This is a genomic window from Catenulispora sp. GAS73 (genome assembly GCF_041262085.1).
Lineage (GTDB): Bacteria > Actinomycetota > Actinomycetes > Streptomycetales > Catenulisporaceae > Catenulispora.
The window spans coordinates 178,102-198,698 of record NZ_JBGCCM010000008.1 but is presented as its reverse complement, the minus strand read 5'-3'; the positions used below and the strand labels follow the sequence as shown (position 1 = coordinate 198,698).

The 20,597-nt window shown below is 71.4% G+C and carries 20 protein-coding genes; 10 read left to right on the top strand and 10 right to left on the bottom strand.

The genetic code is table 11. The features are described 5' to 3' along the window. Positions 1 to 38: 38 nt before the first annotated feature. Positions 39 to 905, top strand: coding sequence for a sensor histidine kinase (locus ABH935_RS14430; protein WP_370378375.1), 867 nt, complete (start codon positions 39 to 41; stop codon positions 903 to 905). Further along, positions 902 to 1,585 (top strand): response regulator, encoded by a 684-nt coding sequence (locus ABH935_RS14425; protein WP_370378374.1) that lies wholly within the window; start codon positions 902 to 904, stop codon positions 1,583 to 1,585. Before ABH935_RS14430 ends, ABH935_RS14425 begins: the two co-directional genes overlap by 4 nt. 191 nt (positions 1,586 to 1,776) lie before the next feature. Here ABH935_RS14425 and ABH935_RS14420 read toward each other — a convergent pair whose 3' ends face one another. Beyond that, positions 1,777 to 2,154, bottom strand: coding sequence for an MGMT family protein (locus tag ABH935_RS14420; RefSeq protein WP_370378373.1), 378 nt, complete (start codon positions 2,152 to 2,154; stop codon positions 1,777 to 1,779). A gap of 415 nt (positions 2,155 to 2,569) precedes the next feature. On the opposite strand from ABH935_RS14420, the gene ABH935_RS14415 reads away from it, so the two are divergent. Then, positions 2,570 to 4,870, top strand: coding sequence for a lysylphosphatidylglycerol synthase domain-containing protein (locus ABH935_RS14415; protein WP_370378372.1), 2,301 nt, complete (start codon positions 2,570 to 2,572; stop codon positions 4,868 to 4,870). Between the two features lie 142 nt (positions 4,871 to 5,012). Here ABH935_RS14415 and ABH935_RS14410 read toward each other — a convergent pair whose 3' ends face one another. Together ABH935_RS14410 and moeZ are read right to left on the bottom strand one after the other, a co-directional pair. After that, positions 5,013 to 5,651: a hypothetical protein gene (locus ABH935_RS14410; protein WP_370378371.1), complete on the bottom strand. Its 639-nt coding sequence runs from the start codon at positions 5,649 to 5,651 to the stop codon at positions 5,013 to 5,015. Positions 5,652 to 5,682: 31 nt separating this feature from the next. Next, complete coding sequence (gene moeZ, locus ABH935_RS14405) at positions 5,683 to 6,864, bottom strand: adenylyltransferase/sulfurtransferase MoeZ (protein ID WP_370378370.1); 1,182 nt, start codon at positions 6,862 to 6,864, stop codon at positions 5,683 to 5,685. 261 nt (positions 6,865 to 7,125) lie between these two features. Here moeZ and ABH935_RS14400 point away from each other — a divergent pair, with 261 nt between their 5' ends. The 3 genes from ABH935_RS14400 to ABH935_RS14390 all read left to right on the top strand — a co-directional run bounded on the left by ABH935_RS14400 (position 7,126) and on the right by ABH935_RS14390 (position 8,393). Next, positions 7,126 to 7,776 (top strand): TetR/AcrR family transcriptional regulator, encoded by a 651-nt coding sequence (locus ABH935_RS14400; protein WP_370347112.1) that lies wholly within the window; start codon positions 7,126 to 7,128, stop codon positions 7,774 to 7,776. Positions 7,777 to 7,864: 88 nt separating this feature from the next. Then, complete coding sequence (locus ABH935_RS14395; protein WP_370378369.1) at positions 7,865 to 8,089, top strand: DUF3107 domain-containing protein; 225 nt, start codon at positions 7,865 to 7,867, stop codon at positions 8,087 to 8,089. Between the two features lie 37 nt (positions 8,090 to 8,126). Continuing rightward, the gene (locus ABH935_RS14390; RefSeq protein ID WP_370378368.1) at positions 8,127 to 8,393 is read left to right on the top strand and encodes a hypothetical protein; all 267 of its coding nucleotides are present in this window, start codon (positions 8,127 to 8,129) and stop codon (positions 8,391 to 8,393) included. Positions 8,394 to 8,463: 70 nt separating this feature from the next. Here the strand turns inward: ABH935_RS14390 and ABH935_RS14385 are convergent, their stop codons facing one another. Together ABH935_RS14385 and ABH935_RS14380 are read right to left on the bottom strand one after the other, a co-directional pair. Continuing rightward, positions 8,464 to 9,153, bottom strand: coding sequence for a ferritin-like fold-containing protein (locus ABH935_RS14385; RefSeq protein ID WP_370378367.1), 690 nt, complete (start codon positions 9,151 to 9,153; stop codon positions 8,464 to 8,466). A gap of 206 nt (positions 9,154 to 9,359) precedes the next feature. After that, entirely contained in the window at positions 9,360 to 9,671 is a 312-nt protein-coding gene (locus ABH935_RS14380; RefSeq protein ID WP_370378366.1) for a hypothetical protein, read from the bottom strand. On the opposite strand from ABH935_RS14380, the gene ABH935_RS14375 reads away from it, so the two are divergent. Together ABH935_RS14375 and ABH935_RS14370 are read left to right on the top strand one after the other, a co-directional pair. Next, a complete protein-coding gene (locus tag ABH935_RS14375; protein WP_370378503.1) occupies positions 9,559 to 11,751 on the top strand; it encodes a DEAD/DEAH box helicase in 2,193 nt (730 codons plus the stop codon). The genes ABH935_RS14380 and ABH935_RS14375 overlap by 113 nt on opposite strands. Before the next feature lie 155 nt (positions 11,752 to 11,906). Continuing rightward, complete coding sequence (locus tag ABH935_RS14370) at positions 11,907 to 12,782, top strand: alpha/beta fold hydrolase (RefSeq protein ID WP_370378365.1); 876 nt, start codon at positions 11,907 to 11,909, stop codon at positions 12,780 to 12,782. 46 nt (positions 12,783 to 12,828) lie between these two features. On the opposite strand, the gene ABH935_RS14365 is transcribed toward ABH935_RS14370, so the two are convergent. Together ABH935_RS14365 and ABH935_RS14360 are read right to left on the bottom strand one after the other, a co-directional pair. After that, positions 12,829 to 13,698: a PHP domain-containing protein gene (locus ABH935_RS14365; RefSeq protein ID WP_370378364.1), complete on the bottom strand. Its 870-nt coding sequence runs from the start codon at positions 13,696 to 13,698 to the stop codon at positions 12,829 to 12,831. Between the two features lie 13 nt (positions 13,699 to 13,711). Beyond that, entirely contained in the window at positions 13,712 to 14,476 is a 765-nt protein-coding gene (locus ABH935_RS14360) for an SDR family oxidoreductase (RefSeq protein WP_370378363.1), read from the bottom strand. A 63-nt stretch (positions 14,477 to 14,539) separates the two neighbouring features. On the opposite strand from ABH935_RS14360, the gene ABH935_RS14355 reads away from it, so the two are divergent. Both ABH935_RS14355 and ABH935_RS14350 read left to right on the top strand, forming a co-directional pair. Then, positions 14,540 to 15,490, top strand: a complete 951-nt coding sequence (locus tag ABH935_RS14355; protein ID WP_370378362.1) for an RNA polymerase sigma-70 factor — start codon at positions 14,540 to 14,542, stop codon at positions 15,488 to 15,490. 130 nt (positions 15,491 to 15,620) lie between these two features. Next, entirely contained in the window at positions 15,621 to 16,565 is a 945-nt protein-coding gene (locus tag ABH935_RS14350; RefSeq protein WP_370378361.1) for an NAD-dependent epimerase/dehydratase family protein, read from the top strand. A 103-nt stretch (positions 16,566 to 16,668) separates the two neighbouring features. Here ABH935_RS14350 and ABH935_RS14345 read toward each other — a convergent pair whose 3' ends face one another. The 3 genes from ABH935_RS14345 to ABH935_RS14335 form a co-directional block, all read right to left on the bottom strand. Continuing rightward, positions 16,669 to 18,114: an aldehyde dehydrogenase family protein gene (locus ABH935_RS14345; protein ID WP_370378360.1), complete on the bottom strand. Its 1,446-nt coding sequence runs from the start codon at positions 18,112 to 18,114 to the stop codon at positions 16,669 to 16,671. Positions 18,115 to 18,299: 185 nt separating this feature from the next. After that, positions 18,300 to 19,019, bottom strand: coding sequence for a VOC family protein (locus ABH935_RS14340; protein WP_370378359.1), 720 nt, complete (start codon positions 19,017 to 19,019; stop codon positions 18,300 to 18,302). 70 nt (positions 19,020 to 19,089) lie between these two features. Next, positions 19,090 to 20,541 (bottom strand): PucR family transcriptional regulator, encoded by a 1,452-nt coding sequence (locus ABH935_RS14335; protein ID WP_370378358.1) that lies wholly within the window; start codon positions 20,539 to 20,541, stop codon positions 19,090 to 19,092. Between the last annotated feature and the right edge of the window lie 56 nt (positions 20,542 to 20,597).

Sequence of the window (20,597 nt, the reverse complement as noted above, 5' to 3'; positions counted from 1 at the left end):
TGGTAATCGTCCGGGCCTCTCATCCTGGGGATGTAGACATGCTGTGGGTGCTGGTGGGGGCGCTGCTCGTGGCGTCTGCGGCGGCGGGGTGGTTCGCGCTTCTGCTGCGCCGGGAACGCGGGCGGTTCGCCCGGGCCATCGAGGAACGCGGGTGGCTGCTGGAGAAGGAGCGGGAGAGCGCCGCGCAGCAGGCCGTGGACGGTGAGCGGGCGCGGATCGCGCGGGAGCTGCACGACATCGTCAGCCACAACGTGAGCATGATGCTGATCCAGGCGGGGGCGGCGCGGCAGGTGCTGGCGGCCGCCCCGGACCGGAGCGAGGCCGCCGAGCAGGCGGACGCGTCGGGGGTCGCCGAGGACGCACTGCTGGCCGTGGAGAGCGCGGGCCGCGAGACGATGACCGAGCTGCGGCATCTGCTCGGCGTCCTGGCACCGGCCCAGGATGGCCGCGATGACGGCCCCGGCCTCGCGCCACAGCCGACGCTGGCCCGGCTGTCAGCACTCGTGGACAAGATCGCCTTCGCCGGGCTTCCGGTGGATGTGCGGATCTCCGGGGAGCCGCGTGCGCTGCCCGGCGGCATCGATTCGACGGCGTACCGGGTCGTGCAGGAGGCGCTGACCAACGCGCTCAAGCACGGCGGGTCGAACGCCGAGCTGACCGTCCGCTACGACGACCGCTATCTGCGGATCGAGGTTCTGACCACCGGGAACGGCTCACTGACCGGGCTCGGCGGGACCGGCACCAGCGCTGCCACAGCCTCCGCCTCCGGCGAGTCGCTCGGCACCGGCCGCGGCCTGATGGGTCTCAAAGAGCGCGTCGCGGTCTACGGCGGCGATCTGGACGCCCGCCGTCGCCTCGGCGGCGGCTTCCGAGTCCGCGCGAAGATACCTTTGGACGCACCATGAGCCCCCGTGTCTTGATAGCCGACGACCAGTCCCTGGTCCGCACCGGCTTCCGCATGATCCTGACCGCCAACGGCATCGAAGTCCTCGGCGAGGTCTCCGACGGCTTGGAGGCGGTGGAGGCCGCCGCCACGTTGAAGCCCGACGTGGTGCTGATGGACATCCGCATGCCGAACCTCAACGGCCTGGAGGCTGCGCGCCGGATCCTGGCCGCCGACCCGCGGATCCGGATCCTGATGCTCACCACCTTCGACCTCGACGAGTACGTCTACGAGGCGCTGGCCGCCGGCGCCTCCGGCTTCCTGCTGAAGGACGTCACCCCCGAACACCTGGTGGCCAGCGTCCGCCTGGTGGACACCGGGGATGCGCTGCTGGCCCCGTCGATCACCCGGCGTCTGGTGGAGAAGTTCGCGGCCCCGGGCGGCGGTCCGGCGGGCGCACCGACGAGAACCCCCGCCGTCCACCGCGACCTGGCCGCACTGACCCCGCGCGAACGCGAGATCCTCGCCCTGATGGGCCGCGGGCTGTCCAACACCGAGCTGGCCACACGCCTGGTCCTGTCCGAGGCGACGGTGAAGACGCACGTCGCGCACATCTTCACAAAACTTTCGCTCCGCGACCGGGCGCAGGCGGTGGTGGTCGCTTACGAGACCGGACTGGTCGCGCCCGGCGACGAGGACTGAGGCCGGCTGCGGCGGAGCCGGCGGCCAGGACTTCGGCGGGCTGCTAGACCCGGCCCGGCAGCAGCCACCGCGAACGCCCTGCGCCACCGCCGCAGCCACAGCACGGCCAGCGCTGCCCAGCCCGCGCGCGGGGCCTGGCCCCGCTCTGTTCTGCTCAGTTCTGCTCTGCCCTGCCATGCCGCCTTACTCCGCTACTCCCCCGCGAAGTCCTTCGGCACCTCGTCCATCGCCCCGCGCCCCGGCGTCCCGTCATCCGCCGGCGACCAGCGGGCCCTGACCATGTCGATCCGGCCGCCGTCCGGCTTCAGCGGCGTGCCCTCCTCGCGGTAGTTGGCCAGCGCCTCGCGCTCGTGCCCGGGCAGGAAGCCGCCGTCGCTGCGCACCACGCGCCACCAGGGGGAGCCGCCGCCGTACTTGGCCATCGCGGTGCCGACCTGGCGCGGGCCGCCCTCGCCGAGCCAGTCGGCGACGTCGCCGTAGGCCATCACCCGGCCCGGCGGGATCCGGTCCACCACTTCGAACACCCGGTCCACGTACGGAGGCAGTTCGGGTGGTTTGCTCACTTCCATCACTCCTGTCGAGGTAATCCGCCGCGCCCCGGGGAACCCCCTCGTGGGACGATCAACCACAGTCGCCGCACTCGCGGGGCGCCAGGGACTATCGTCCTTGTGTCCGACACGGCGCACCACGACGACAACAAGAGCAGAAAACAGGTGGACAGTGGCAGGGGAGCCCGGCACCACCTCACCGACCCGACCGGGTCCGGTCGAGGCCGCCACGCCTGCCCTCAGCCTGCCCGCCGCGGGGTCGGGAGGTCCGGGTACGCCCCGGAAGTCCGGATCCGACGATAGCCCGGCCGCATACCGCACCCGGCCGCCGACACCCGGCCGGCCGGGGTCCGCACCGGTCATCGACGAGCCTCCGGAGCCGCGCCGCATACGCCGCCCGGCCGACCTGCTCCGCGCGGCGGCCAGCTTCGTCTTCATGCTCCTGTTCCTGGGCATCGGGATGGTCGCCGGCGGCACCACCCGAGGCGCGGAGTCGGACATCTCCAAGCTGTCCGCCGATCAGAAGCTCCCGCTGGGCCTCGTACTAGCGGTGACGTCGATGCTCCTCGCGGTGGTTCCCATCGTGCTGGCGATCGACCGGCTGTACCAGCGCGACTCGCGGCGCGTGGTGGACTCGGTGCTGGCCGCCGCGATGGCCTACCTGGGCGCGGTCGGGCTGAACGCCCTGGTCGCCTCGCCGCACATGCCGAAGACCATCCGGGACGCGCTGACGCTGCCGACCAACGCCGCCGGGGACACCGCGGCGTTCCACATCTACCTGACGACCGTCGTGGCGTATCTGACGATCATCGGGTTCTCCAACCGGCACAACTTCCAGACCGCGACGTGGATCGCGCTGATCGCCTACGGCGTCGTCACCCTGATCCAGGGCGACGCGACGATCATCAGCCTGGCCGAGACCGTCCTGCTGGGCCGTCTGGTGGCCTTCGGCTGGCGCTGGGTCCGCGGGGTGATCAACGACCGGCCGACCGGCGAGGCGGTGCATCAGGCGCTGTCCGCGGCCGGGCTGGACCCGCTGTCGTGCCGCCGGGTGCCGGACACGGAGGACGTGCGGCGGTACGCCGTGGCCACGGTCGACCGCGGCGACATCGACGCCATCGTCCTGGACCGCGACCAGCAGGCCGCCGGCCTGGTGTACCGGCTCTACCGCCGGGCCCGGCTGCGCGGCCCGGCGCAGCGCCGCAACCTGCTGAGCCTGCGCCGGATGCTGGAGCAGGAGGCGCTGATGTCGTACGCGGTCACCGCCGCCGACATCCGCACCCCGCGCCTGCTGGCCGTGCGCGACCTGGGCCCGGACACCGGCATGCTGGCCTACCAGCTGGTCCCGGGGCGCACGCTGGAGCAGCTGACCGCCGACGAACTCACCGACGACCTGCTCAGCCAGCTCTGGAGCATGCTCGCCGAACTGCACGAGCACCAGCTGGCGCACCGCCGGCTGTCGGCGCACGCGTTCCTGATCGACGAGGACGGCCGGCCCTGGCTGACCGACCTGCGCCTGGGCGAGGTCGCGGCCGGCACGCTGTCGCGCCGCCTGGACACCGCCGAGATGCTGACCGTGACCAGCCTGTACTTCGGCTACGAACGCAGCGTCGCGGCCGGCGTGACCCGCCTGGGCGAAGACCACATCGCCGCGGCGCTGCCGATGCTCCAGCCGGTGATCCTGACCCGCAACACCCGCGCCGCGCTGAAGAAGTCGAAGGGCCTGCTGAGCAACATCCAGGAGGCGGTCCAGGCCCTGCACCCCTCGGTGGAGCCGGAGCCGGTGAAGCTGGAACGCTTCGGGCCCCGCACGCTGTTCTCGGTGGTCGGCCTGACCTTCGCGGCGTACCTGCTGCTGGCCTCGAACTACTCGTGGTCCGGCCTCAGCGCGGTGAACTGGTGGTGGACCGGCGCGGTGGCCCTGGCCTCGGCGGGCACGTACGTCGCGGCGGCGATGGCCCTGGACGGCTTCGTCCCGGAGAACCTGCGCTGGCACCGCACGGTGCTGTCCCAGGTGGCGGCATCGTTCGTGACCCTGGTGGCCCCGGCGGCGGTCGGCGGCGTGGCGGTGAACACCCGCTACCTGCAACGCACCGGCATCCCGACCCGCGCGGCGGTGACGGCGGTCGGCGCCCAGCAGATCATGGGCCTGGTCCAGCACCTCCTGCTGATCCTGATCTTCGGCGTCATCGCCGGCAGCTCCGGCGACAACAGCGGCGGCGGCTCCCACGCCTCCAGCGCCACCCTGATCGCCATCATCCTGGCCCTGGCCCTCCTGGTCCTCCTGATCGCGACGATCCCCCAACTCCGCCGCTTCGCGGTGAACCGCCTCCGCCCCCTGGTGGCCGGCATCATCCCGCGCATGATGGACGTGGCGCAGAACCCGATCAAACTCGCCACCGGCCTCGGCGGCACCGTCCTGCTGTCCCTGCTGTACATCTTCGCCCTCTGGGCCTCCATCCAGGCCTCGGCGACGGACGACCGAGCAGCGAAGATCAACTTCGCGGTGGTGGCGGTGGTCTTCCTGACAGCCCAGGCGGCGGGCTCGATCGTCCCGACCCCGGGCGGCGTCGGCGGCGTCGAAGGCGCACTGATCGGCGCGCTGACGACGTTCGGCCGCCTGGACACCGGACTGGCGACGACGGCGGTGCTGCTCTTCCGGCTGATGACGTTCTGGCTGCCGGTGCTGCCGGGGTGGATCGCCTACAACTACATGACGAGGCGCGGGGAGTTGTAGCGGTCACCTGATCGTGGGATTCGGGTTGATGGGCGGGGACGGATCCGGGCATACTAGCTATCAGTAGGGCGCTGCATCCACGGAGGGTGCGGAAGTGAAGCCGGGAGCGACCGATGGAATCGGGTGCCCGGCTTTGCGCTTTTCAGGGGTCGACATCAACGATCCGTGTGACGGCTTCGAGATGGCGCCAGCTCGTGGGGTCACCGTTCAACCACCAGGCCACTGCGCCGGCCACACAGTCGGGCGCCCACAGCGCGGGTTCGGCTTCAGAATCTTGAAAGTCCATGCGCACATCTGCGCCCGGCCGGCCAGCCCGCCGCCAAGCCTGTAGGACCTTCAGATCGTTGTCATCCTGTTCCCGCCGAGAATCGAGAATCACTCTCGCCACATTGTGATCGCTGACCGCCGCAAGCAGGCTCGCCAGGCAGAGCCGGCGCACACGCTCGCTGGCGACACCGAGTTCGTGCAGGCAGACCGCGACCACCGGTCGAATCGGCAAGGAGGCGATGGCCGCGGCCAGCATCGGCTGCCGGTCGGCCTGCTCGTAACGCCAGTGGATGCTCTTGGCCTTGCCCTTCCTCAGCAACCTCAGCTCGTCGCGAACATCATCAAGGTCACTGTCATCGACCAGCACCGCGGCGAGCACATAGAAGCACACTCCTTCGCCTCGACGGCGACGCATACTCTCATCCACATAAGCCGTCAGCACCACGCCGATCAGCGTATTGACCCACAAACACGTCGACCGCCGCCCCAAGCGTGAGGCGACGGTCAACTCCACTCAAACGAGCGAAAAATCAGTGCGAAGCCGATCAGTACGAAGGCTTCTCCGGCTCGATCTGGTTCACCCAGGCCAGGACGCCGCCGCCCACGTGCACCGCGTCCTTGTAGCCCGCCGCGTGGACCACGGCCAGGGCTTCGGCCGACCGCACGCCGCTCTTGCAGTGCAGGACGATGCGCTTCGTCGGGTCCAGCTTCTCCAGTGCGCCGCCCATCAGGAACTCGCCCTTGGGGATCAGGGTGGCGCCGGGGATGTTGACGATCTCGTACTCGTTCGGCTCGCGGACGTCGATGAGCTGGATCTTCTCGTCGGTGTCCAGCCACTCCTTGAGCTGCGTGACGGTGATGGTCGAGTCCTTCGCCGCGTCGGCCGCCTCCTCGGAGATGGCGCCGCAGAAGGCCTCGTAGTCGATCAGCTCGGTGACGGTCGGGTGCTCGCCGCAGACCGCGCAGTCCGGGTCCTTGCGGACCTTCACCTGGCGGTAGGTCATCTCCAGGGCGTCGTAGATCATCAGGCGGCCGACCAGCGGTTCGCCGATGCCGGTGAGGAGCTTGATGGCCTCGGTGACCTGGATGGAGCCGATCGAGGCGCACAGCACGCCCAGGACGCCGCCCTCGGCGCAGCTGGGGACCATGCCCGGCGGCGGGGGCTCGGGGTACAGGCAGCGGTAGCAGGGGCCGTACTCGGACCAGAAGACCGAGGCCTGGCCGTCGAAGCGGTAGATCGAGCCCCAGACGTAGGGCTTGTTCAGCAGCACGCAGGCGTCGTTGACCAGGTAGCGGGTCGCGAAGTTGTCCGTGCCGTCGACGATCAGGTCGTACTGCGCGAACAGCTCCATCACGTTCGTCGAGTCCAGGCGCTCCTCGTGCAGGTTGACCCGCACCAGGGGGTTGATCTCCTTGATCGAGTCGCGGGCGGACTCGGCCTTGGAGCGGCCGATGTCGCTCTGGCCGTGGATGACCTGGCGCTGCAGGTTGGACTCGTCGACGACGTCGAACTCGACGATGCCCAGCGTGCCCACGCCGGCCGCGGCCAGGTACAGCAGCGTCGGGGAGCCCAGGCCCCCGGCGCCGACGCACAGCACCTTGGCGTTCTTCAGCCGCTTCTGGCCCGCCATGCCCACGTCGGGGATGATCAGGTGGCGCGAGTAGCGGCGCACCTCTTCCACGCTCAGGTCCGCGGCCGGCTCGACCAGCGGGGGTAGGTTGCTCACAACATCTCCCAGAGAAGTCTTCGAAGCGCCTGGGGGTAATCCGCGGCATTCAACGACAACCGTCGCATGCCCCGCTCGATTCCCGGACCCGCCGTCCACTTCGCGAGACCGCCGCCCGGGCGCTTTCCAGCGGCCCCCGCCCGCGATCAACGTGCCTGGCCACGGCTTGACGGACCGGCGGCGGACCGACGATGGACCACCAGTCGACCATCCATGGACCGACCGGGTGGAAACAACCTACTCGCGCGTAGACTGCTGACCATGACCACTACCGACGCCGCCTACGCGGACACCGGCACGTCCCGGCAACGGTCTGCCAGGCTGCCTCGGAGTGCCCGCCGCAACCAGCTCCTGGGCGCGGCCGAGGAGGTGTTCGTCGCGCAGGGCTACCACGCCGCCGCGATGGACGACATCGCCGAGCGCGCCGGCGTCAGCAAGCCGGTGCTCTACCAGCACTTCCCGGGCAAGCTCGAACTCTACCTGGCGCTGCTGGACAAGCACTGCGACGCCCTGGTCTCGCAGGTGCGCGGGGCCCTGGCCTCCACCAGCGACAACAAGCTGCGGGTGGCGGCCACCATCGGCGCCTACTTCGACTACGTCGAGCACGAGAGCGGCGCCTTCCGCCTGGTCTTCGAGTCCGACCTGAACAACGAGGCGGCGGTCCGCGAGCGCACCCACCGGGTCACCCAGGAGTGCGCCGAGGCGATCCGCGACGTCATCGCCACCGACACCGGCCTGTCCGACGAGGAGTCGATGCTGCTGGCCGTCGGCCTGACCGGGATCGCGCACGTCACCGCCCGGTACTGGCTGTCCACCGAGGGCGGCCAGATCCCCCGCGACGCCGCGGCGCGGATCGTGTCGCAGCTGGCGTGGCGCGGCATCGGGAACTTCCCGCGCAAGGATTCTGTCTAGATAGCTGGCACGCTAGGACCGTCGGCGACGATGTCGCAGTCTCCGGCGTGCCGCTACGAGCACTCGTCGAGTACTTAAGGAAGCCTTCGTGGAAATCAAGATCGGCATCCAGAACACAGCCCGTGAGCTGAACCTGGAGTCCAACCAGTCGTCCGAAGAGGTGGAGGCCGCCGTGGCCGCCGCGCTCAAGGACGGTGGCGTGCTGAGCCTCACGGACGACAAGGACCGCAAGGTCCTGGTCCCCGGGGACAAGATCGCCTACGTCGAGCTCGGCGAGCCGACCGGCCGCCGCGTCGGCTTCGGGGCGATCTGACCCGATTCGGGAGTTTTCGGTGGGGTAGAAGAGGCGCATGTCCTTTTTCGCTCTACTGTGGCTGGCGGCCCTGGGGCTCGGTATCGGCGCCCTGGGCCGCGCCGTCGTCAAGAACGGCACCCCGATGGCGACGTGGATGACCACCGTGGTCGGGGTGGTCGGGGCCGTCGGCGGCGGCTCGATCATCCACGCGATCCTCGGCGACGGGCACACCTTCGTCGCCACCATGCTCGGCGCCGCCCTGGCCGCGCTGCTGGTCATGGCGATCACGAGCTGGCAGCGGACCCGCGGCGAGGGCTCCTGAGCCGCCAGCCGGCTGCGAGAGGCCGACGATCCGGCCGCCGGTTAGGTGTTAACCCCCCGTACCACACCGGTCACGCGCTGAGCCCGAGCGTCGCCATCCGCGCGCCGTGCGCCTCGGTGAGCCGGGTCAGCATCTTCCCCACCTCGGCCAGGTCGACCGCCGTGGCGCTGTCCGGGGCGGCCAGCAGCCCGGCCAGCAGGGCCGCCAGCGCCGCCCGCCGGGCCGCGATGTGCTGCGCCTGGGTCAGCGCCTCCCCCATGATCCGGCGGCCCCACAGCGCCAGCCGGCCGGAGATCTTCGGGTCCTCCTCGATGGCCGCGCGCACGTGTTCCACCACGAACGCGCTGTGCCCCAGGTCCTCCAGCACGCCCTCGACCACGGCCCGCGACTCCGGGTCCAGGTAGCGCGCCGCCTCGCGGTAGAAGTCCGCGGTGAGCGTGTCGCCGATGTAGGCCTTGACCAGGGACTCCAGCCAGCCGGAGGGCTTGGTGTGCTCATGGAAGGCGTCCACCGGGGCGGCGAACGGCTCCATCGCCTCGGTCGGGTCCGCGCCGAGCTCGGTCAGCCGGTCCCGGACCCGCCGGAAGTGGTCGAACTCGGCCGCCGCCATGCCCGCGACCTGCGCCTTGCCGTCCAGCGTGGGGGCCAGGCCGGAGTCGGCGGCCAAGCGCTCGAACGCCGTGAGCTCTCCGTATGCGACCAGCCCCAGAAAGTCAATGACAGCTATCTCATAGGACATGGCGGTCGCCGGAGAAGTCATAGGGGCAGTTTATTCAGGTGTTTCCCGTCGGGTACACTGTGTGTGACTAGCAGGATGCCCGGTCGGTGGCCCGATCGGCTCCGACCCACTGCGGCAACCGGATCCACAGAGGATCCCTCCGAGCCGCGAGGCCGCTCGCTCCTCCAGATGTCTTGATCGACGGAGTCGACGCGAGCACGTACGCAAGCTGCACACATAGCACCGTGCTAGCCCCTCGCGCAGTGCCGCTCAACAGAAGAGGCATACATCATCAGCGCTGTCACGAACGACATCGAAGACACGAACGACACCGAAGACGGTACCGGCGCGGCCGGGACCACCCCCGAGACGGCCGAGACCCCCGAGATCCCGGAGATCCCCGAGCCGATCGAGAAGACCTTCCGCGACCTGGGCGTCGACGAGCGGATCGCCGAGGCCCTGTCGGCCGGCGGCATCAACACGCCGTTCCCGATCCAGGCCGCGACCATCCCCGTCGCGCTCACCGGCGCCGACGTGATCGGCCAGGCGAAGACCGGCACCGGCAAGACGCTGGCGTTCGGCATCCCGGTCCTGCAGCGGATGGTGCGCGAGATCGCCGCCGCCGCGGCGGCCGCGGAGACCGCCGCCGCCGGGACCCTGGACGAGGGCGCCGCCGCGACGGCCGACGCCTCCACCGACTCCCTCACCGCCACCGACGCCACCGACGCCGCCACGGCCCCCGCCGCGACCGGCGCCGGCGCCAACGCCGCGCGCGGCGGACGCCGTCCGCGCGGCCGCGGCCGCAAGCCGGCCGGCGGCCCCGCCCCGACCGGCGTCCCGGGCCGTCCGCTCGGTCTGGTCGTCGTGCCGACCCGCGAGCTCGCCGTCCAGGTCACCGAGGACCTCGCGGCGGCCGGCAAGGTCATGGCCGCCCGCGTGCAGTCCGTCTACGGCGGACGCGCCTACGAGCCGCAGATCGCCGCGCTGTCGGCCGGCGTCGACGTGGTCGTCGGCACCCCGGGCCGGCTGCTCGACCTGGCCAAGCAGGGGCACCTGGACCTGTCCGGGGTGCGCATGCTGGTGCTGGACGAGGCCGACGAGATGCTGGACCTGGGCTTCCTGCCCGACGTCGAGCGGATCGTCACCCAGGTCCCGGACGACCGGCAGACCCTGCTGTTCTCCGCGACGATGCCCGGCCAGGTCATCGCGCTGGCCCGGCAGTACATGAGCCGCCCGACCCACATCCGCGCGGCCGACCCGCACGACACCGGCTCCACCGTGCTCAACGTCACCCAGCGCGTCTACCGGGCCCACGCCCTGGACAAGACCGAGATGCTGGCCCGCATGCTGCAGGCCGAGGGCCGCGGTCTGACCATGGTGTTCTGCCGCACCAAGCGCACCGCCGCCAAGGTCGCCGAGGAGTTGGACGACCGCGGCTTCGCCGCCGCGGCGGTCCACGGCGACCTCGGCCAGGGCGCCCGCGAGCAGGCGCTGCGCGCCTTCCGCAACGGCAAGGTCGACGTCCTGGTGGCCACCGACGTGGCGGCCCGCGGCATCGACGTCGAGGGCGTCACCCACGTGGTGAACTTCCAGTGCCCCGAGGACGACAAGACCTACCTGCACCGCATCGGCCGCACCGCCCGCGCGGGCGCCTCGGGCACCGCGGTCACCTTCGTGGACTGGGACGAGGTCCCGCGCTGGAACCTCATCAACAAGACCCTCGGCCTGGACCACCACGAGCCCCGCGAGACCTACTCCACCTCGGACTGGTTCTTCGAGGAGCTGAGCATCCCGGCCGACTCCAAGGGCCGGCTGCTCAAGTCCGAGCAGACCCGCGCCGGCCTGGCCGCCGAGGAGGTCGAGGACCTGGGTGAGACCGGCCGCGGCGCCGGCGTCCGGGCCCGCGGCGGCGCGGCCCACACCGAGCGCACCGAGCGCCCGGCCCGCGCGAAGCGGGAGCGGGTGCGCACCCGGGGCGGCCGTCGGTCGGCCGACGAGCTGAACGGCGCCGAGGAGGCGCTGTCCGGTTCGGACGCGGCCTCCGAGGTGCTGGACGAGACCTCGGGCGCCGACAAGCCGAAGCGGAGCCGCACCCGGACCCGCAGCCGGGGCGGCGCGAAGATCGAGAACGCGGCCGCCGAGACCGCTGAGGCGAACGGCGTCACGGACGCGGTCGTGGCAGCGGCCGAAGTCGCCGGCGACGAGACGGAGACGCCGAAGCGCACGCGGACGCGGAGCCGGTCGAAGGCCGCTGAGACGGCCGGGCCGGACAGCATCGTCACCGAGGCCGCCACGGCCGAGGCCGGGACCGACGAGGCCGAGAAGCCGAACCGGACCCGCGCTCGGAGCCGGAAGCCGGAGACCGCCGAGGCGGCCACCGACACCACCGAGCCGGTCACCGAGGTCACCCTCCCGAAGCAGTCGAGCCGCAGCCGGTCGAAGACCACCGAGCCGGCCGCCGAGGAGACCGCCGAGCCGAAGCGCACGCGCTCTCGCAGCCGGTCGACCGTCGTGGTCGCCGACGCCGTCGAGGCCGGCGCGAGCGACGCCGTCAAGCCGAAGCGCAGCCGCCGCGCGCTGGCCGACGCCGAGGGCCTGACCGCCACCGGCGTCGCCGTGACCGGCAACTACAACTCGTAGTCGCTTCCGCTCGTAGCACCCGCCGACGGCCCGAGACCTCCCAAGGAGGCTCGGGCCGTCGGCTTTTCATCGTTCTGGACGTGTCGATGTCCCTGGACGGCTTCACCGCCGGGCCGTTCAGCAGCGCTCTTGAGTGGTCAACTACGCTCGTCCCCATGAGCACGCCGCCCTTCGTCGACCTGCCGCCCCACACCGTCGCGGTCCAGCTGCCGACCGCGGGCGGACCGCTCGCGGCGCTCCGCGCCACCCCGCCCGCCGGGACGGCGCGGAACGGAATCGCGGTGCTCGTGCCCGGCTACACGGGGTCGAAGGAGGACTTCATCGCGGTCCTGGCGCCGTTGGCGGAGGCCGGGTACGAGGTCGTCGCGCTCGACCAGCGCGGCCAGAACGAGTCGGCGGGCCCTGAGGATCCGGGCGCTTACACGCTCACGCGGCTCGCCGCCGACCTCGCCGACGTCATCGACGGGCTCGGCACCGACCCCGGCCCCGGCCCTGTCCACGTGATGGGCCACTCCTTCGGCGGCCTCGTAGCCCGCGAGCACGCCCTGGCCCACCCCAACCGCGTCCGCAGCCTCGCCCTCCTGGACTCCGGCCCGGCCGCGATCCCGGGCCGCTCCGCCGAGCAGGCCAAGCTCCTGGTGGCCGCCGCCGGCTTCATGACCTCGGCGGAGATCTGGGCCGAGATGCAGAAGATGGCCGCCGCCGAGGGCGCCCCGCAGCACCCTGACCCGCACGTCCGCGCCTTCCTGCAGCGGCGCTTCGAGAACAACGACACCGGAATGCTCGTCGGCATGGGTACCTCGATCCTGACGGCCGCCGACCGGACCGCCGAGCTCGCCGCCGCCGGGCTGCGCCTCCTGGTGGCGGCCGGAGTCGGCGACGACGCGTGGCCGGTCCAGCTCCAGAAGGAGACCGCCACGCGCCTGGGGACCGACCTCGTCCTGATCGAGGACGCCGCGCACTCCCCCGCCGCCGAGAACCCGGCGGCCACCGCGCGGCTGCTCGCCGACTTCTGGGCTCAGAACGACTGAGGCCGAATCAGAGCACGAGGCCGGAACCCGGCGTCAGAACCCGGCGTCAGAACGGCCGAGTCCCGCTCGACCGCGCCACCAGCTCCTCGTAGACGGCCGGATCCGTGGTCTCGTCGCCGAGCCGGATGGTCGGCTTGCGCGCCCCGTGCCAGTCGGACGAGCCGGTGGTCAGCAGCCCCAGCTCCTTGGCCAGCGCGCGCACCCGGTCGCGCTCCTTGGGCCCGTGGTCCGGGTGGTTCATCTCGATGCCGTCCATGCCGGCCTCGGCGAACGCCGCGATGTCCGTCTCGGACACCACCGGGCCGCGGCGCCAGGCCATCGAGTGCGCCATCACCGTCACCCCGCCGGCCGCCTTGACCAGGGTGATCGCGCGGACCGGGTCCATGTCCAGCTTCTCCACCCGGGCCCGGCCGCCCTCGCCGAGCCAGTCCGGCGTGAACGCCGCGTCGACCGAGGCCACCACGCCGACCTCGACCAGCGCCGAGGCCACGTGCGGCCGGCCCACCACGCCGCCGTCGGCGATCTCCTGCACGCGCTCCCAGGTGATCGGCGCCCCGAGCTCGCGCGCCTTCTCCACCATCGCCTCGGCGCGGTGCGTCCGGGACTCGCGGATCTCGGCGAGCGCCGCGGCCAGGTCCGGGTGCTCGGGGTCGAACATGTACCCGAGCATGTGCAGGCCGATCCCGTGGATCTTGCAGGAGATCTCCACGCCGGGCACGACGGTCTGAATGTACGACCAGACCCCGGCCTCGACGCCGTACCGCAGCGCCCGGCGCGCCTCGGACCAGCCGGCCGTGCCGTCGTGGTCGGTGATCGCGACCACGTTCAGGCCGGCCGCCTCGGCCATCGCGACCAGTTCGGCCGGTTCGTAGGTGCCGTCGGAGGCGGTGGTGTGAGCGTGGAGATCAATGCGCATGCCCTCACGCTACTCACCTTGTGATGGTGCCGCCGTCCACGACCATCGACTCCCCGTTGACGAACGACGCCTCGTCCGAACACAGCCACACCGCCGCCTCGGCGATCTGCTCCGGCTGCCCCATGAATCCCCCGGTGTTCTCCCGAGCCTGCATGTTCACTGCCGGCCGCTCCTCGGCGGACGTGCGGATCATCGGGGTGTCGACGACCCCGGGGCAGATCGCGTTGATCCGCAGCCCGGCGTTCCGGTACTCGCGCGCCGCGGTCTTCGTGAGCCCGAGCACCCCGTGTTTCGACGAGCAGTACGGCGACAGGTACGGCACCGCCACCAGCCCCGCCGCCGAGGCGATGTTCACGATCGTCCCGGCCTTGTTCGGCAGCATCGCGCGGATCTCGTGCTTCAGCGACAGGAACACCCCGGTCAGGTTGACGCCCAGGACCCGGTTCCAGTCCTCCAGCGTGGTGTCCGCGATCTTCGCCCCGGTCCCGGCGACCCCGGCGCAGTTCACCGCCGCGTCCAGCCGTCCGTACTCGGCGAGCGCCGCGGCGACAGCCGCCTCGACCTCCGACTCCACCACCACGTCCGCGCGCACGAACAACGCCGTGCCGCCGGCCTTGCGGATCAGCTCGACCGTCTCCGGCCCCGAATACTCCCCGGTGTCGGTCCGGTCCACCACCACGACCGCCGCCGCGCCCCGCGCCGCGAACATCTCCGCGGTCGCCCGGCCGATTCCGCTAGCGCCGCCGGTCACCATCACGATCTTTCCCACAGGCGTCATGCGCGCAAGGTAGGCCTCAGGGCGCCAAGCGTCCATGCCCACAGCGGTAATAGGCTGGTCGGCGTGGATCAGGACCTCCCGACCCGGGACGACACCAGGGCCGCGCACGTCTTCAACGACCATCGCAGGCTACTGACGTCGGTCGCCTACCGCGTCCTGGGCCGCTGGAGCGACGCCGAGGACGTGGTCCAGGACGCCTGGCTGCGCTGGAGCGCCGCCGACTACGCCTCGGTCGAGGACCCGCGGGCCTTCCTGGTCACCGTCACCACCCGGCTGGCGATCGACCAGCTCCGCAAGGCCCAGACCCGCAAGGAGTCCTACGTCGGCCCCTGGCTCCCGGAGCCGGTCCTGACCCGGGACGGCGCCGACACCGCCCCGGACGCCGCCGACCGCGTGGTCCTGGACGACACCGTCTCGCTGGCCATGCTGCTCGTGATGGAGACGCTGTCGCCGCTGGAGCGCGCCGTCTTCGTGCTGCGCGAGGCCTTCGACTACAGCTTCGCCGAGATCGCGGCGATGCTGGACCGCACCGAGGCCGCGGTGCGCCAGCTGCTGGTCCGGGCCCGCAGCCACGTGCACGACAAGCGCCCGCGCTACCCGCTGGACGACGTCAAGCGGCAGAGCATCGCCGAACGCTTCCTCGCCGCCTGCACCGGCGGCGACGTCGCGCCGCTGCTGGAGATGCTGTCCCCGGAGGTCACGGTCATCGCCGACGGCGGCGGTGTGGTCAGCGCGGCGACGCGGCCGGTGGTCGGGCTGGACCACGTGTCCCGGTTCCTGCTGGGCATCGTCCAGAAGTACGCGAAGTACATCGAGGACGGCATGGACATCCGCGTCGAGATCGCCCCGACCGCGGTCAACGGCGCCCCGGCGATCATCGCCTACGCCGACGACAAGGTGCTCTACGTCTACACGCTGGACCTCGACGAGGACGGCAGGATCCGCACGGTCTTCGGGATGGCCAACCCGGAGAAGCTGGACGGTGTCCGAGCCCTGGAAACCGCTGTGGACTGACCTGGGCCGATCCCGCCCGACCGGCTGTGACCGGGCTCACAGCGAACCGTGTCACAGATCCGGGCCCGGGCCCGTCCTTGCGATCGAACACGGCGGAGAGAACCGCCGAGCCGATCCCAAGGAGCTCATGATGCGTATCCTGCTCGCCGGTGCCAGCGGCGTCTTCGGCCGCGTCCTCACCCCTGCCCTCATCTGTACTAGCCAAGAAATCTGTGCCGGTCACGAGGTGGTCGGCATCACCCGCACCCCCGACGGCGTCCGCGTGATCGAGGGCATGGGCGCCGAAGCGGTCGTCGCCGACGTGCTGGACCGCGACCAGCTGCTCGCCGCGCTGAGCGGCCGGCACTTCGACGCGGTCATCAGCCAGCTGACCGCCCTGAAGAAGCCGCCGATGCGCAACAAGGACATGGACGTCACCAACGTCCTGCGCACCGTCGGCACCGAGAACCTGATGGCGGCCGCCAAGGCGACCGGCGCCGCGCGCTTCCTGACCCAGTCGATGATCTTCGGCTACGGCTACGGCGACCAGGGCGCGACCCCGCTGACCGAGGAAGCGTTCTTCGGTCCCTCGCCGCGCAAGTCCTTCGCCCGGCACGGCGAGGCGATGCTGCGCAACGAGCAGATCGCCTTCTCCGAGCCCGGCATCGACGGCATCGCACTGCGCTACGGCCTGTTCTACGGCGGCCCCGCGACGAACGCCTACGTGGACTTCCTGAAGGCCGGCAAGCTGCCGCTGGTCAAGGCCGGCACCAACGGCTTCATCCACCTCGCCGACGCGGCGGGCGCGACCGTCGCCGCGGTGGAGCGGGGCAAGGGCGGCGAGGCCTACAACATCGTGGACGACACCCCGGCGCCGTTCGCGGACGTGGCCATGGAGATCGCGAAGGACTTCAGGACGAAGAACCCGCGCATCGTCCCGGCCTGGATGACCAAGCCGCTGCCCTACCTGAACGCCTTCATCACCGGCCGCTGGGTCATCAGCAACGCCAAGGCCAAGGACCAGCTGGGCTGGCAGCCGCAGTACCCGTCCTACCGCGAGGGCGTGAAGGCGGACGCCGACGCCGCCGGGGTCTGAAGCAGGACCTCCGAGCAGGACAGCCGAAAAAAGGGAAACGCCCCTGACCCGGTGAGGGAGTCGAGTCAGGGGCGAGCGTGTATCGGTCTGCGGGCCGGGGTCGCTACAGGTCGATCCCGGTCAGCACCAGTACGCGCTCATATGTGTAGTCCTCCATGGCGTACTTGACGCCTTCGCGGCCCACGCCGGAGCCCTTCACACCACCGTACGGCATCTGGTCCGCACGGAAACTCGGGGCGTCGCCGATGATGACCCCGCCGACCTCCAGATCGCGGTGCATCCGGAACGCGGTGTGCAGGTCGTTGGTGAACACTCCGGCCTGCAGGCCGAATTGCGAGTCGTTGACCAGGCGCACCGCCTCGTCCGCGCCGCTGAACGCATGCAGCACCAGCACCGGGCCGAAGACCTCCTCGGTCACCACCTTGGAGTTCGCCGGGGCGCCGGCGATGACGGTCGGCTCGTAGCTCGCGCCGTCCCGGACGCCTCCGGTGAGCAGCGTGGCCCCGGCCCCGACCGCCTCCTCGACCCAGGCCTCGACGCGCTCGGCGGCGGCGGTGCTGATCATCGGGCCGACGTCGGTCGCGCCGTCGGCCGGGTCGCCGGTCTTCTGCGCCTCGACGGCCGCGACCACCTTGTCCACCAGCCGCTCGTAGACCGCGCGGTCGGCGAACACCCGCTGCACCGAGATGCAGGACTGGCCGGCCTGGTAGTTGGAGAACGCGGCGATCCGCTGCGCGGCCCAGTCCAGGTCCTTCTCCGAGGAGTAGTCGGCCATCACCACGGCCGCGGCGTTGCCGCCGAGCTCCAGCGTGACGTGCTTGTGCGGCACCTCGGCCTGGATCATCGCGCCGACCGGGCCGGAGCCGGTGAAGCTGACCACCGGCAGCCGCGGGTCGGTGGTGAGCCCGGCCATCCGGTCGTTCGGCACCGGCAGCACCGACCAGGAGCCGGCCGGCAGGTCGGTCTCGGCCAGCAGCTCGCCGAGCAGCAGGGCGCTGAGCGGGGTGGCCGGCGCCGGCTTCAGGACGATCGGAGCGCCGACCGCGATCGCCGGGGCGACCTTGTGCGCAACCAGGTTCAGCGGGAAGTTGAACGGCGCGATGCCCAGCACCGGCCCGCGCGGGAAGCGGCGGGTGATGGCGGTGCGGCCGGCGGCGTTGGGGTCGGTGTCCAGGCGCTGCAGCTCGCCGTTGAAGCGGCGCGCCTCCTCGGCGGCCCAGCGGAACACCGACACGGCGCGGCCGACCTCGGCCTTGGCCCACTTCAGCGGCTTGCCGTTCTCGGCGGTGATGAGCGCGGCGATCTCCTCGGCGCGCTCGGCGATGCGCCGGGAGACGTGGTCCAGCGCTGCCGCCCGGCGATAAGCGGGCTGGTCGGCGGTCTCCTTGGCCGCCTCGGCGGCCGCCGCCACCGCCTGCTCGACCTGCTCCTCGGTGGGCACCGAGACGGTCGCCACCAGGCGGCCGTCGTACGGCGAGCGCACCTCGTAGCTGTCGGTCCCCGTGACCTGCTTACCCGCGATCCAGAACGGCGTTGCCTGCTCAGTCATGGCACTCACAGTAGGCGCGGGCGGCCGTTTCCGCCGGTGTACGCGATGGCCAGTCGACGGCGGTGGCTACGCCGTTCGGGCCAGAATGCGGCCGGACCGGCCGCGATGGGCGTCGACGCGGGTGCGGGGCAGAGCCGCCGGCCCTCGTCATGCTCGCCACGCTCATCACCGGGAGCCCCGGAGACTCACCGCGCGGCCGGCCACAGGCTGAACTCGTTGCCGTCGGGATCCAGCATCAGCACCTCGCCGGCACCCGGTCCGACGCCGATCCAGGTGGCGCCGAGCGAGACCAGCCGGTCGGTCTCCGTCTGCTGAGAGCTCTCGGCGGCGGCGAGGTCGAACCGCAGCCGGTTCTTGCCGTTCTTCGGTGTGAAGGGCGGACCGCCCCAGGTGATCTTCGGGCCGCCGTGCGGGGAGCGGATCGCCGTCTCCTGGTCCTGGTCCCAGACCAGCGGCCAGTCCAGCGCCCGGCTCCAGAAGTACCCGACTTCCTGTGAACCGTCGCTCGCCAACGCCCCGATGAACCCGCACTCCGCGAGGAACTTGTTGCCCGCCGCGATGACGCAGAACTCGTTGCCCTCCGGATCGGCGAGCACGACCTGCGTCGCCTCCGGGCCCTGCCCGACGTCGTGGTGCCGGCCGCCGAGTTCGAGCGCGCGGGCCACGGTTTCCTTCTGGGCCTCGGGAGAAGCGCTGGTCAGGTCGAAGTGCATCTGGTTCTGCCGGACCTTCTCCGCCTCCGACGGCAGGAACCTGATCCGGAAGCCGGTGTCGTCGGCGGGGACGAGGGCGACGCCGTCGCCCTGATCCTCCGCTCGCTCCCAGCCAAGAAGGCCGGACCAAAACCGGGCGAGCAAGAGCGGATCGTGCGCGTCTATACACAGCGCGACAAGCTGGGCACCCATCTCTCGACTTAACCACTTCGAGAACTGCGACGCGACTGCATTTCGGCCCGCATGCCCCGGGGCCGGTCGGTTACTGCCCTTCGCGCACCCGCAGCGCGAACCATAACTCCATCCGCGCGTCGGCCGAATCCGCGGCTGTCAGGTCCTTGCCCAGCAGCTCGCCGGCCCGCGCGATCCGTGCGCGCACGGTGTGCCGGTGCACCCCGAGCTCCGCGGCTGCCGAGTCCCACTGGCCGTTGTGCGCCAGCCAGGCGCGCAGCGTCGGCACCAGTTCCGAGCGGTCCGCCTCGACCAACGGCCGCAGCACGCCGGCCGCGAAGTCCCGGACTCCCTGGTCCGCGAACAGCGTCGCGAGCCCCGAGCCGGACTCGGCGAAGTACACGGCGGACTGGCCGCTCTTGCGCGCCGTCGCCAGCGCCTCGCCGGCCTGCCGGTAGGCACGCCCGAAGTCCGCGTAGCCGACCGCGTCCGAGACGCCGCCGGTGAAGCCCTCGTAGTCGGCGGAGGCGACCAGCACCCGCTCGCCGTCCTCTTCGAGCACGAACACCCGGTCCGAGACCGCTTCATCGCGGACCGAGTCCCGCGCGATCCGCACGGGCTCGGCCGGCAACGGCACCCGCAACTCCCCAGCGGCCTCGTACGCCGCGTCCACGTACCCGGCGAGCAGCAGCCGCACCACCGCGCGCCGCAGCGTCAGCTCGGCGACGGTGACGTCCTTGGTCGGCTGCTCGACCCCGAGCGTGAGCAGGGTGAGCGCCACGGCCAGGATCTGGCGGCCGGTGATGTCCGGTCCGCTCGTGCGGCCCAGCATCCCGACGGTCAGGAAGCCCATGGGCCGCTTGCCGGCCCCGAGCGCGTGCACCTCGACGTGCCCTGATTCGGTCAGTATCGACGAACTGCTGGGCACCGGCCGGCCGCGCAGCCGGGCCAGCTCCGGCGCCAGGTCCAGGTCAGGCACCGGGCCCGCGCTGTGCAGCACCGATCCGTCGGCCCCAGCCAGCACGGCCCACGCGCCGGGCCCGAGGCCGCGCACCAGCGAGCGCACCAGGGACCGCTGCGGCTCGTGCGCGAGCGCCGACTTCACCAGGTCCTGCTGCGTCCGGTACCCCTCGGTGATGGCGCGGTACTCCTCGGCCGCGAGCGCCTTCGACACGGACTTCGCGATCGCGATGAACGGCGTGGCCTTGGGCACCTCCAGGACCGGGAGGCCGTGCGCCGACGCTGCGACGACAAACCGGTCCGGCACAGACGCGTTGTTCAGCCCGACACCGAATCCCAGGCCCGCGACCCCGGCGCGCACCAGCCCCGACAGGAAGGCCTCCAGGTCGAATCCCGGGTCGGCCAGGCGCAGCCCGGTGGTCAGCAGCAGCTCGCCGCCTTCCAGGAACGGCGCCGGGTCGTTCAGCTCCGTGGTGTGCACCCACCGGACCTCGCGCGCGGTGTCCCCGGCCGGTCCCTCGGAGGTGAGCAGTCGCAGGCCCAGAGGTCGGTCGGCGAGCAGGGAGGCGATCGTCGGCGGCACAGCCCCAGCCTACGTCGCGATGCTCGGCGGGCATCGCCGCAGATCGCCCTTCGAAC